This is a genomic window from Paenibacillus sp. FSL H8-0175 (assembly GCF_045040615.1).
Lineage (GTDB): Bacteria > Bacillota > Bacilli > Paenibacillales > Paenibacillaceae > Paenibacillus_AQ > Paenibacillus_AQ odorifer.
The window spans coordinates 5,214,321-5,228,767 of the sequence record NZ_CP150299.1 but is presented as its reverse complement, the minus strand read 5'-3'; the positions used below and the strand labels follow the sequence as shown (position 1 = coordinate 5,228,767).

Genomic DNA, 14,447 nt, shown 5'->3' with positions numbered 1-14,447 from the left:
TGAAGCTTCAGGACCAGCAGAGTTTAGGTAAGATGTGTTAGATCGCGGTATGGATCGGAAGATCGTTGTATAGAAAACGCTTTATCCGCTCTTTATAATGAGGTCATACTTGGGGGATACAGCTACTGAGACTGCGGCCTTCAAGGTCCAAAATGCAGCAACAAGGAGGCAAATTATGCTAACTGACAGTAATACAACCGTAAACGTGAATACAGACACAACGTCTCTTATCCGTGTAACCAATGGCCTGGTGAATCTGGAGATTGATCTCGGAACGGGTGAGTCATCCGTTGTCGGCGGGACTTCTGCACATGTAAAGGGGATTCGCAGCGCCTTTCGCTGGCAGGGCCGGGAATATAATACTGAACACTATCAGAGCCACGTGCTGAAGTTGCAGGAAGAGGTCGTTCGTGAAGGTTTTGGCAAAGGTGTTCATCTAGTGATTGTGCATGAAACATCCCTGCTGCCACAGCTGGAGCAGCATTTTTATATTTATGAGTCCTCCTCATATGTGTTGATGCAAAGTGTGATCGCAAGCGATGAGGATATCAAAGCGAACCGCATGGCGGTCATTCAGAGCAAATCGGTATCCCTCGGCGGCGAGTCAGGTCAACCGGATGAACCAAGCATCCTGCGTGTGCCTTACGACAACGATAAATGGGTCAGATATACAGTGGTGAAGCCACCTATGGATACAGAGAGCTACGAGGTAACGGCAGTGTTCGCGCCGGATAGCCGGCGAGGAATTATCATGGGTTCCATAACTCACAAGGTGTGGAAAACGGGTATTCGTATCAAAAGCGAGCGAAGCGGCCAGATCGAGGAGCTGGATCTTTACGGTGGGGCTGTGAGTGAATTAACCCGCGACTTTCAGCCGCACGGTTATGTAAAAGGCAAAAGAGTGGAGTCTCCGCTCGTATTCGTAGGTTTTTATGATGATTACAGAGAAGGTCTTGAAGCTTACGGCCGGGCCAATACATGGATTGAAGCTCCACTGGCTTGGGAGGGTGGCGTTCCTGTTGGCTGGAATAGCTGGTCTGCTGCAATGGCTGATCTGGATTATGATTTGTATACGTCGACCAGTGAGTTTTTGAAAAAAGAAGTGCAGCCGTTAGGATTCCAGAATGAGGATACGCTGTACATCAACTTTGACGCTTTTTGGGATAATTTCACAGCAGAAGAAATGAAAAATGCACTTGAGCTAGTGTGGAAGAATGGTCATAGACCGGGAACTTACTGGACCCCTTTCGCTTTCTGGGGAAGTCCTACTCAGTTCGGAGATGTCGTGGAGGGTACGAACGGTAAATACACCTATGGCGATATCCTGCTTCGGGACAGCGAAGGAGAGATTCTGCCGGATGTTGATGGAGGGCTAGCCATTGACCCCACACATCCGGGGAACCTGCAAAGAATAGATTGGTATACAAAAAAATTCATCTCGGAAGGATTCGAGTATATCAAGCTGGATTTCCTGGCACATGGCGCACTGGAAGGCCAGCATCACAATCCGGAGATTACGACGGGCATTGCGGCGTATCACTACGGTATGTCCTACTTGCAGAATAAGCTGTCTCCAGAGGTTATTGGTCGACCGTTCTTTATTAATCTGTCCATCGCACCGTTGTTCCCTTATGCATTTGCACATAGCCGGCGTGTCTCTTGTGATGTTTTTGGCACGCTGCAGGACACAGAATATATGCTCAACTCTTTGACCCATGGCTGGTGGATGAGCGATTCATTGTACCGTTTCAATGATCCCGACCATTCCGTACTGTACAAGAGTCATAACCAGGAAGCCACGGGCTGGCATGAAGGCCGGAGCCGGCTAACCGCTTCGGTGATCGCGGGAACGGTGCTGCTGCTAGGGGATGACTTCCGAAAAGAGGAAGCCGCCGCCCGGGCTAAAGCTTGGCTGAGCAATAAGGACATTATGGATGTTGCTCGTCTTGGCAAAACCTTCAGACCGATCGAAGGGGACCTCGGCAAGCAATCCTGTGATACTTTTGTGCTCGAATCTTCAGAAGAAAATGCCTTTTATATAGCTGTCTTCAATTACGATGTCACGAAATCTGCTCCTAAATCCCTCTCATTAGAACGGGCAGGGCTGAATGCTCAAGCTGCTTACCAGCTGCTGGACCTATGGGAAGGTGTAGAAGGGGAAACCTCAGGAAAGCTGGAAGTTACGCTTGAACCCGCAGAATCTAAAATCTTCAAATTGACGGCAAAATAACAAAAGAATACGCGCCCTCTGCTTCTTGCGGATAGCGCGTATTCTTTTTTACAACCTATATTTGTTTTCGGCTTTGCGGATTAAGGCGGTATTGTGTGGGATTTATGCCGTAGCAGGCACTGAAATGTCTGGAAAAGGGATGGATCGAAGGATAGCCTAATTTCTCAGCAATGGCAGTAACACTTAGCTCGCTCTCCAGAAGCAGACCTGCCGCCCGCCGCATAACGAGATTATGATGATAAGCGCGCGGCGTCATTCCGGTTTCTCGCAGAAACAGCTCATGAAAATAAGTTCGCTTGAGTCCGCAGAGCTGTGCCCAGTCTTCGATAGATTTACCACGTTCGGGATGAGTGTTCAAATACTCCAACAGGCGGACAATCCGATAATCGCTTGGCTGATGCTGATGGAGGGCATTATACCAGCTTAATATCCAACCGTATAACAAGCTATGAACCGCTTCATTCCGGTAGAATATCGCTTCATTGTATATTTTAGCAATCATCACAAGACTATCGTATAGCTGTGGATATTTAGCTAGCGGGAAAACGCAGGGCAATTCTTTCAGCTCGGCACAGGGGACTTCGGTGGCCTTTTTCTCAAGCCTAAAGGGTTCAGGCGCATGGATAAAAGAAAGATTAGTAGACATAGGCGACTGCTTGTCCCACAAATCAAAATAGACATTGTAGGACGAGAGTGGATGAGAAGGGGAAATATGAAAGGCATGTGGCTGGCCGGGGCGCAGAAACACCAGTGTTCTACGCTCAATCGGATAACGAACTCCGTCGATTTCCATCTCACCGGGGCCATCGGTAAACAGATGAAAGGCGTAGGCATTGCCGACGCGCAGATGCTCATTGCTGCTTCCGTCGTACAGATAAGGCATGATTGCTCCAACATACGGTGTGATTTCAGATAGTTTGTTCATACTATACCCCTTTGCTAGCAGCATTTCTTAATTTTGGCCTGTAGTTAAATATTTGGGATAACGGATAAATTGTCAAATGAATGAACGAGTCAACAAAGACTAGTAGTACTGATGATGTTACGATAAATGCGATAAATACACAATGTTAATAACAGAGAAAGCGGATTAATTAACAACAACTTTTGAAGGTCTATTACAGACAGGAGACGATCAAATGAGCGATTTTAAATTGTGGTATTCAACCCCTGCAACAAGCTGGTCGCAAGGGTTGCCGTTGGGCAACGGAAGAATAGGTGCTGTTGTAATGGCGGCGCCGCATCGTGAAGTGTGGAGCATGAGCGAGGTGACCTATTGGTCTGGGCAAACGGATCCCGAGTCTGCTCCTGCCGGAGGTAGAACTGCGCTGGAAGAGATGCGAAGTCACTTTTTTGCCGGCGATTATGACAGCGGTGATCGTTTAGCCAAACAGTATTTACAGCCTAAAAAACAAAATTTCGGTACGAACCTGGGATTATGCGAGGTGGTTATTGATTTTGCCCAGGATACGGATGTTAAATCAGGCGGTGTGTTTCGGCGGGAGCTGGAATTGACAAGTGCAGTGTCTGGGGCGGTCTATGAGAGCGGCGAAACAACAATCCGTCGAGAGGTCTTCGCTTCACATGCCGATGATTTGGTAGTTTCAAGAATTTGGAGCGATAAGCCTGGAGGGGTATCCTTTACGCTTGCCATCGAAGGTGGGACAGAATCGTTTACGACTGAGGTTGTGGATGGCGACACTATTGAATTCAAGGGGCAAGCTACAGAAAAGGTGCATAGTAATGGTAAATGCGGGGTATGGGCAAAAGGGCAGCTTAAAGTAAGTCTATCCGGCGGTACGATCTACAGGGGGGAAGGCCGATTAAGAGTTTCCGGAGCTAATGAGGCCCGGATTTATTTTGGGGTCAGTACTGATTATCGCCGGAGCAATCAGGAATGGGAGACGGAGAGCTACAGCAACCTACGGCAGGCTTTAACCAAAGGTTATGCACAGTTAAAAGAAGATCATATTCAAGATTACCGCCAGGAATATGCAAAGGTGGATATTCAATTGGGTAGCTCCGGGAAAGAAAGTCTGCCTACCGATCAGCGGATTAGGTTGCTGGCACAGGATCAGGTGGAGGACCCTCAGTTGTTCGCATTGTTCCTCCAGTATGGCCGCTACCTAACCATTGCCGGATCACGGGAAGATTCACCTCTTCCACTGCACTTGCAGGGAATCTGGAATGACGGTGAGGCTTGCCGTATGGGCTGGAGCTGCGACTATCATCTCGATATTAATACACAGATGAATTATTATCCGACAGAAGTCGTAAACCTTGGGGACAGCCACCTTCCATTGATGCGATATATTGAAGATTTATCTCAGGCAGGAAAATCAACTGCACGCGATTTATATGGCAGCAAAGGATGGGTGGCGCATGTATTCTCTAACGTCTGGGGGTTTACAGCTCCGGGCTGGGAAACCTCATGGGGGCTCAATGTCACAGGCGGATTATGGATTGCAACCCATCTGATGGAGCATTATGAATATAGTCAGGATCGTGTATTTCTAGAGCGCCAGGCATATCCTGTTCTAAAAGAAGCCGCAGAATTCTTCCTCGACTATATGACGATTCATCCGAAATATGGCTGGCTGGTGACGGGTCCTTCGAACTCGCCAGAGAACAGCTTCTATCCCGCCGATAGCAGCGAGGGTGCACAGCAGCTGTCTATGGGTTCGACCATGGATCAAGTGCTCGTACAGGATCTTTTCGAGTTCTGTCTGAAGTCTGCGGTGTTGCTCGATACAGATGTAAAGCTTCAGCTGAAGCTAAAGGAAGCTATGGCTAAGTTACCCCCGCTACAGATTGGTAAAAGAGGTCAGCTGCAGGAGTGGCTTGAAGATTATGAAGAAGCGCAACCTGAGCATCGACACTTGGCTCATTTGTTCGCTTTGTATCCAAGCAACCAGATTACACCGGACAGAACACCGGAGTTAAGCGCGGCAGCAAGGGTAACGCTGGAGAACCGGATGGCTCAGGAAGAACTGGAGGATGTAGAGTTCACCGCCGCCTTATTCGGTCTTAGTTTTGCCAGACTATATGACGGGGAGAAGGCGTATAAGCATATCTCTCATTTAATTAGCGGACTGTGCTTCGATAATCTGTTCAGTTTCTCCAAATCAGGGATTGGTGGGGCAGAGTGCAATATCTTTGTCGTGGATGGCAACTTTGGCGGGACGGCTACCATTGCAGAGATGCTGCTGCAAAGCCACGCGGATGAAATTCATCTGTTGCCAGCGCTTCCGCAAGCCTGGAATACAGGATCGGTGTCTGGATTACGAGCCAAAGGAAAGGTAGAGGTAGACGTAGTTTGGGAGAAGGGGCAGTTGACGGAAGCTACGCTTCGCACCTACGCACCGGGAACGGTGACCCTTCGATGGGGAGATCAGAGAACTACCTTCCAAGCAGAAACAGGAGGAAGCTACTATTTCAACAGCCAATTGGAGCTGTTATAATGATTCGGCGGGGGCGATGAGCCTCCGTTTTCATTATGCGTCCGAATAATGATGAGTAGGTATCGAAGGGCTATCTGGTCTGCTTAGGACCCGATAGCCTTTTTACGAGCACGTTGGGATTAGATCTTACAAAGTAACGATTCATGCCTGAAAATGACTTACATTTATTTGGTCGATGATCGACTAAGGGGAAAAGAATATAATAGGAGCAAATACAGACAACAAGAAGGAGGGAACCTCAGGTGTATAGTATTTTTTTGGTAGATGATGAAGAAATGGGTCTTGAGATGATGAGAGATTATATCCGCTGGGAAGAGATGGGCATCTATGTAGTCGGAACAGCGAGCAATGGTAGAGAAGCTTTGGAGAAAATAGAGGCTTTTCAACCGGATATTATTCTTACAGATGTTCAGATGCCGATAATGAATGGAATTGAGTTGGCTAAAAAAATACATGAATGTTATGACCAGATGCAAATTATGTTCCTCACCGGACATGATGAATTCCACTATGTTAAATCGGCCCTTAATGTAGGAGCTGTTGGATATTTACTGAAGCCGCTAGATTTGACTGAAATTGAAAGCGTTATCGAAAAGGTTAAAGCACGCTGCGAAGAGGTTCAGATGAAACAACGTTCTATGGAGGCTGCTAAAACTAAGATTCTTAAGGAGCTTTCTTTTGAAAAAAATGCGGAGCAAGCCGCAGAGCTGGCAAATAACTTCAATAGGCTGACACGTCTCCCAGAGAGTAATCATTATACCATGGCACTGTTCAGCATCGATCCCAAAGAGGCGGAGGGTGAGCAGCAGAGTCTGGAAGAGTGTATGAGCCGGTTGATTTCTTATCTGGATCACTTTTTTAAGGCGAAAAATATAGAGGTTGTTTTTGTTCCTTACAAGGATGGCGAGACAGGTGTATTCATGGAAGCGACTCAACAGCCTGGCTATTATGCTTGGGAGGATTTAGCTGTGGCTATTCGTAGTGCGCTGGATTTTACGGTGACGGCAGCAGTCGGAGCGCAGGCCGCAGAATTAGCGCTGGTCCATAATCTGTATAAGCAGACGCGTGTGATTTTAAATGAACGTTTTTATAAAGGCACGGGCTTAATTATTCATGCCGCGGCTATTTCGAATCAGTTCGACAGTGAACATATGCCACCTTTTGAGAGAAAAGAGTGGTTTGAAGCTATCCATCAGCTGGACTTCGAGCAGGCCGCACAAAAGCTGCATCAATATTTCGTGGGATTGGCCACACTGAGAATCAAGAAAAAAATCATCTGTGATTGGGCGATTGATCTTGTTGATGAACTGCTAGAGCAGCTGCATCAGTCTGTTCCCGAGGGTTTTAAGCGGGCGGAGCTCTATCATTCCATCTATAATGCGCTGACTTTACATGAGATCGAGGATTTAATCCTTGGCACTGCGGGTGATGCCGTGAGCATGCTAGGTGAGCGACTTATGGATAAAAATACAAAGCTCGTCCACAAGGTTCGCACCGTGATTGAACAAAATTACGATCAGCCGATTACGATTAATAGTCTGTCTGATCAGGTTTATCTGTCACCGAACTACTTAAGATCTATTTTTAAGGATAAAACAGGCATCACGATCCACGATTATTTAACCCGTATTCGGCTTGATAAGGCCAAGGAGCTGCTCGCAGACGGGTCACTGAAGATTCAAGATATTGCCCAGAGAGTGGGGTACGAAAGCACGTCTTATTTTATTTCTCTATTTCTGAAGAACCTTGGGGTCACACCTAACGAGTACAGGAAAAATATTTAACCTTCCGCACTTCTGCTTACTGAATAGAAAGAAAAGTCGCTTTCCTTTATGAATTGTAAACTTGCGATATGGAAAGATGCCCCTTTGCTTTTTACAATAAGCATGTATTACAACTCAGCACATGTGAGGGGCTTGATTCATTATTGCGATTAAAGGAAGCTTTTTTACACATCTAATTGCGATAGCGCTTTCAAGAAATCCAGACGGCAATAGTTGGATACAGCATTCTTGAGATAGTAATCGGTACGGGCCGTACATTCCTTACATGACGTTACTTACAACAAGGAGAGGAGTTCTGAAGACGTTATTTGGAAAGAGGAACAACTGATGAATTGCAACCGGAAGGCTTTTCTTATATCAGAAAGTTAAATGGAGGGATTAAATGTTTGGACGTGTAATGAAAAGAGGGTTCTTGTTCTTTCTTATGATCAGTTTAGTGTTAGGCAGCGGTGGTCAGTTTGCCGGCAAGGTCTACGCCGAGGATATAAATAGCTATGAAGCTGAAGCGGATGGGAATATTCTGACGGGTAATGCGTCAATTTCTGACCACCCAGCGGCTTCCGGAGGGAAAAAAGTTGGCGGCATGTATCAAGGCAGCTCCTTGTTGTTCAATAATGTGACCGTAAACGAGCCAGGGAATTATAAAATTACAGTGTATTATATTTCTGGCGATTCGCGCCCGTTTAATATCAGTGCCAATGGCGGTGACAAGCAATTTGAAGAACCGTCCAAGACTGTGGACTGGGATACGGTAGGCACTTATGATGTGACGCTTCCGCTGAACGCGGGTGCTAATACCATCTTGATCGATGACAACAACTGGTATTCTCCGGACATCGATAAGATCGTAATCCGTGGACTGGACGACAGCGATCCAGGTGAAGGACCCGGGGGTGACTGGAAGGAGAAGCTGCATGGGGTGATCCTGGAAGCCGAGGCTACTGAGAATATGCTTACAGGCAACGCCAAAGTGGCGGACAGCAGTGTGGGCTCTGGCGGTAAAATCGTAACGGATCTGAACAAAAACAGTTCCTTACAGTTCACAAATGTTGCAGTACCAGCAGCGGGAACGTATTTAATCCGCATCTCCTATATTTCCGGCGATCAACGTCCTGTCTATATGCAGGTTAACGATGGACTGGATGAAATGATTGACCTGCCAAAGACGGCAAGCTGGAGCACCGTGGGAACCTATGATGTGGAGGCCTCTTTGGTAGAGGGTTTGAATACTATTACCTTCTCAGATCATGATTGGTATTCTCCAGATTTCGACCGGATAGAAATTATTCCTTATACCCTCAGCTATGAAGCAGAATCTCCACTCAATGATTTGACAGGCGAGGCCCAAGTTTCCGCTAGCCCGAATGCTTCGGGTGGTCAGAAGGTAGGGTACTTGAATAACGGCAGTTCCATAACCTTCAACAAGATTACAGCCCCTATGACTGTTGATTACCGAATCACAATCGCCTATATTTCAGGTGACCCACGCAGCTTCTACGTTAGTGCGAATGGTGGAGCAGAGCAGTATTATGAGCTGCCCAAGACACCGGACTGGGATACGGTTGGAATGTATGAACTTACACTGCCACTGAACGAAGGCGAGAATACAATCAAATTTACAGATGGCAACGGGTATGCGCCAGATCTGGACCGGATTATAGTTGAGCCAGCTATGGGTGTGGATCCTAATCCCCCAGTGGAGGAAGACGGTGATTTAGGAACACCGGGCGCTTCTAAGATCTACGGAGCTATCACAGTTACCGAATATACTTACGGACTGCTTGTATCAAATGGCCAATATGAAGTGTCCTATAATACCAAGTCCGGATATGTAAGCTATAACTGGGCTGACGGACAGAAGCTGCATGGGATCTATAGCAGTATCAAAATCGGCGATACGCTCGTTGAGACTACAAGCTATGAGAGTCATACAAGTGTTGGTGCTCCGGTAGACATTCAGGATGGTTTCGGCAAAGGCGTGGAGCTAACTTTTGTCCACACTTCCACAGGAAAACCGACGTTAAAGCAGGTCTACAAGTTTTATGACGATCAAAAGTATTTTCTGACCCGTCTGGATGCGGCCAGCGATACAGCGGTCAAGACCAACTATATGTCACCTATTACCGTAAAACGTACAGGTGGTTTGGATATCGGAGCTAGTGCGGATAATCGTGTGCTTACGGTTCCTTTTGACAACGATGCTTGGATTCGTTATAAATCTCAATCTATGAATCGTGCAGATACCAGCTATGAGATGACGACTGTGTTTAACAACTCGACACGCAGCGGCCTTGTGCTTGGCTCTGTAACTCATGATACCTGGAAGACAGGCATCGACTGGAAAGGTTCCTCCAATCGGCTGAATGAGCTGGTCGTATATGGTGGTGCAGCTAGTGATGTTACCCGGGATACCCAGCCTCATGGCAGCTTAAGTGGAACAAACTTGTCCTCACCTATGATCATGGTAGGGGCCTTCAGTGATTACCGTACAGGGCTTGAGGAGTATGGCAAAGCTAATGCGATCATTACACCTGCACTTGCGCTAAACCCCGAGCTGCCACAAGGCGTACCGGTTGGTTTTAATAGCTGGGGAGCTTACGAGGGTACGCTTTCGTATCAAGATGTAGTGGATGTCTCCAATTACTACAAAGAGAATCTGCAAAATTTCAATAATAACGGCAATGTATTTATTAACATGGATTCTTATTGGGATAATCTGAATGATAAGCAGCTGACTGACGCCGTATCGGTTATTAAAGGGAATGGCCAGCATGCGGGTATTTATTGGGCACCGTTTGTATACTGGGGCAACAATATGGACCAGATTGTAGAGGGAACTGACAATAAATATACTTACGGCGATATTGTCCTTAAGGATGCCGCGGGTCAACCGCTGCCGACTCTGGACGGGGCTTTTCCTTTGGATGTAACACATCCTGGTGCCCAATTGCGCATGAACTATTTTTTGGACAAATTTAAAGCTCTGGGCTTCACCTTCATCAAATTGGATTTCTTAACGCATGGTTCGCTTGAGGGGCAACATTTCGATCCAACTATATCGACAGGAATCCAAGCTTATAATGAAGGAATGCGTTATGTGAAAGAACGTCTGGATGGAAAAATGTTCATTAGCGCATCAATTGCGCCAATTTTCCCGAGCCAATATGCGCATAGCCGACGAATTTCCTGCGACACCTACGGCAAGATCAATGAAACCGAATATATGCTGAATTCATTAACCTATGGCTTTTGGCAAAATGGCACGATCTACACCTACACCGATCCTGATCATTTGGCATTGGCCCGTGCTACCAGCTTGACTGAAGCGCGTACCCGTATGAACTCTGGCGTTATTGCTGGAACAGTACTACTTGGCTCTGACGATGTTAACGATCCAAAAGCACAGGAGTACATGACCGCTTTGTTCAACAACAAAGATGTTCTCGATTTAGCTTTAAAAGGAAAAGTGTTCAAGCCACTTGAAGGAAATACAAACGCCAATGCCGCCGATACTTTTGTTATGAAGGATGGCAATGATTATTATCTGGCCGTATTCAATTACAGTGCATCTGCTTCGGCAGATAAGCAAGTTGATCTTGGCCGCGCTGGACTGGATACTGCAGAGATTTATACTACGCAAGATCTCTGGACAGGAGAGGTTTCCTCTGCCACAGGAGCTATGAAATTGTCCTTACAGCCGACAGAGTCGAAACTGGTAAAATTGACGGCTGCACCTAAGACAGTAACCGGTATAACACTGGATAAGACAGAGCTTTCGTTGACCGCTGGTGAAACCGGCAAGTTGACGGCTACAGTATCGCCGGATGATGCGACGGATAAAGCAGTACTTTGGACTTCGAGCGATACCTCTGTAGCTACCGTAGTGTACGGAACAGTAACCGCTGTAGAAGCTGGAAAGGCCACCATTACTGTGGAGACGGTAGACGGTGGGTTCAAAACATCGGCAGAAATCACAGTCAAAGAGGCCTCTACAGGAGAGCCGGGAAATCCGGGAGAGCCTAGTAATCCAGGAGAACCGGGAAATCCGGGAGAGCCTAGTAATCCGGGAGAGCCGGGAAATCCGGGAAATCCGGGAGAGCCTAGTAATCCAGGAGAACCGGGAAATCCAGGAGAGCCTAGTAATCCTGGGAATCCAGGAAACAATAGCGGTACCTCTGACAGTACTTCGGGTCAAGAGAATGCTGCGGGCACTTTGATTCTCATGCCAGATATGCTGAAAGTGGACAGTGCTTCTGGTCAGGTAGTGGTTGAGATTAAAGGGGATATTCAGCAAGTTCAGTTATCCTCTGCTGTAGTCCGACAGTTGGCGAACCACACCCTAGTTTTGAATGCGGGTAAGCTCTCCTTGCAGGTACCAGCGGAGCTAATTCACCAGTTGCAAAACAAGCTGCCAGAGGGACAGCGGGAAGATAGCAAGATTGCCCTGAAGATGGTGAACCTCAGCAGCAAGGCCGATGAGTTAGTTGCTACAGTGGCTAGTTCTACTAATGCGGCTGTTGTACTCAAGGGAGACATCTATGAATTTAGTCTTTCTATTACCACCAAGTCAGGCATTACAGACACACTCGCTACATTTGATAAGCCAATAACACTCATCATGCCAGTGGCAGAAGGCTTCAATGCTAAACGAGGCGGTGTTTATTATATCGCGGACAATGGCAGTCTGGAATATATTCAAGCTGATTATGCTAACGGTGTATTAAAAGCTGAGGTCAGCCACTTCAGCAAATATGCTGTGCTGGAGTTGAACCGCATCTTTGTCGATGTTCCGGCCAATCACTGGGCTAACCCAGTAATCCAAGAGCTGGCGTCCAAGCTATATGTGCAGGGCACAAGCAAAGAAAAGTTTGAACCAAGCCGGGCAGTTACACGTGCCGAGTTCACCTCGATGCTTGTTCATGCCCTTGGACTGACCGCGACAGGAAAAGAAAGCTTTGCTGATGTTGCTCCATCCGCCTGGTATGCGAAGCCTATCTCAATCGCTTACAAGGCGGGAATCGTGAGTGGCAGAAGTGCGTCCAAGTTTGAGCCGGGCGCACAGATTACCCGTGAAGAAATCACGGTGATGCTAATGAAGGCTTACGAGCTGAACAACGGCGTAACAGCCAATGGTGCAACAACCAACGGTGCAACAACCATTGGTGCAACAACCAACGGCGTAACAACCATTGGTGCAACAACTAACGGCGCAACAATCAACGGTGCAACTGCCGCAGCGTTCACCGACATGAATCAGGTGTCTGCTTGGGCCGCTGCTTCTGTAAATGAAGCGGCCAGTCTAGGACTGATTCAAGGTCAAAGTCATGAACGGTTTGCACCAAAAGGAATCGCTTCGCGCGCAGAAGCGGCTCAAGTGATCTATAATTTGATTTTGAAGTAAGCTGAAATGACTACAAAAGAGCGACTCTCCATTAACCGGAGAGTCGCTCTTTTTGATAGATCAGTTAATGAAATTAGCTACTTTATCGAACTTTACTAATAGATACTACATTACTATTAGGTACATTGCTATTAGGTACATTACTGTTTGGCAGTTACTAATACCACACTTTACTATCTATCGGAACTTACTCCAGTAAAGTAGAATCCCGTGCAAAAGTCGAGCACACCCCAGCAAAGTAGAATCCCGTGTAAAAGTAGAACACACTCCAGCAAAGTAGAATCCCGTGTAAAAGTAGAACACACCCAGCAAAGTAGAATCCCGCGCAAAAGTAGAACACACCTCAGCAAAGCAGAATCCTGCCAAAAGTCGAACACACTACGGAAAAGTAGAATCCCGCGTAAAAGTAGAACACACTACGGCAAAGTAGATCATAGTTAGAACACATCGGACCGTATCGCAGCTATTTCGGCTATTTGAGCTATTCTACAAAGGTATCGGACTGTATAGCTCTTATTGCTATAAAAATGTCCAGAATTACTGTGCAAATGAGTCAATAGCTGCATCTGAGTCCGATAGCCGAGCAAAATGCCCTGATTCATCGAAATAGGGTCCCCTCGGTCCGATGCGTATGAGGAAGGAGTATAAGTAGAGCACACCTCAGCAAAGTAGAATCCCGCGCATAAGTTGAACACACCCCAGCAAAGTAGAATCCCGCACAAAAGTCGAACACACTACGGCAAAGTAGATCATAGTTAGAACACATCGGACCGTATCGCAGCTATTTTGGATATTTGAGTCATTTTACAAAGATTTCGGACTGTATAGCTCTTATTGCTATAAAAATGTCCAGAATTACTGTGCAAATGAGTCAATAGCTGCATCTGAGTCCGATAGCCGAGCAAAATGCCCTGATTCATCGAAATAGGGTCCCCTCGGTCCGATGCGTATGAGGAAGGAGTATAAGTAGAGCACACCTCAGCAAAGTAGAATCCCGCGCAAAAGTAGAGCATACCCAGCAAAGTAGAATCCCCCGCAAAAGTCGAACACACCCCGACAAAGTAGATCATAGTTAGAACACATCGGACCGTATCGCAGCTATTTCGGATATTTGAGCTATTCTACAAAGGCATCGGACTGTATAGCTCTTATTGCTATAAAAATGTCCAGAATTACTGTGCAAATGAGTCAATAGCTGCATCTGAGTCCGATAGCCGAGCAAAATGCCCTGATTCATCGAAATAGGGTCCCCTCGGTCCGATGCGTATGAGGAAGGAGTATAAGTAGAGCACACCTCAGCAAAGTAGAATCCCGCGCATAAGTTGAACACACCCCAGCAAAGTAGAATCCCGCACAAAAGTCGAACCCACCCCGGCAATGTAGAATCCCCCACAAAAGTCGAACCCACCCCGACAAAGTAGATCATAGTTAGAACACATCGGACCGTATCGCAGCTATTTTGGATATTTGAGTCATTTTACAAAGATTTCGGACTGTATAGCTCTTATTGCTATAAAAATGTCCAGAATTACTGTGCAAATGAGTCAATAGCTGCATCTGAGTCCGATAGT

The 14,447-nt window shown here is 46.7% G+C and carries 5 protein-coding genes; 4 read left to right on the top strand and 1 reads right to left on the bottom strand.

Annotated elements, in window-relative coordinates:
- Positions 1 to 175 precede the first annotated feature (175 nt).
- Entirely contained in the window at positions 176 to 2,230 is a 2,055-nt protein-coding gene (locus MHH46_RS23325) for an alpha-galactosidase (protein ID WP_076191793.1), read from the top strand.
- A gap of 55 nt (positions 2,231 to 2,285) precedes the next feature.
- Here MHH46_RS23325 and MHH46_RS23320 read toward each other — a convergent pair whose 3' ends face one another.
- Positions 2,286 to 3,155 (bottom strand): AraC family transcriptional regulator, encoded by an 870-nt coding sequence (locus tag MHH46_RS23320; RefSeq protein WP_076128933.1) that lies wholly within the window; start codon positions 3,153 to 3,155, stop codon positions 2,286 to 2,288.
- A 214-nt stretch (positions 3,156 to 3,369) separates the two neighbouring features.
- Here MHH46_RS23320 and MHH46_RS23315 point away from each other — a divergent pair, with 214 nt between their 5' ends.
- The 3 genes from MHH46_RS23315 (at position 3,370) to MHH46_RS23305 (ending at position 12,876) form a co-directional block, all read left to right on the top strand.
- The gene (locus MHH46_RS23315) at positions 3,370 to 5,691 is read left to right on the top strand and encodes a glycosyl hydrolase family 95 catalytic domain-containing protein (protein WP_076191790.1); all 2,322 of its coding nucleotides are present in this window, start codon (positions 3,370 to 3,372) and stop codon (positions 5,689 to 5,691) included.
- A 242-nt stretch (positions 5,692 to 5,933) separates the two neighbouring features.
- Positions 5,934 to 7,475, top strand: a complete 1,542-nt coding sequence (locus tag MHH46_RS23310) for a response regulator (RefSeq protein ID WP_076191788.1) — start codon at positions 5,934 to 5,936, stop codon at positions 7,473 to 7,475.
- A gap of 382 nt (positions 7,476 to 7,857) precedes the next feature.
- Positions 7,858 to 12,876: an S-layer homology domain-containing protein gene (locus MHH46_RS23305; RefSeq protein WP_076191785.1), complete on the top strand. Its 5,019-nt coding sequence runs from the start codon at positions 7,858 to 7,860 to the stop codon at positions 12,874 to 12,876.
- The last annotated feature ends 1,571 nt before the right edge of the window (positions 12,877 to 14,447 follow it).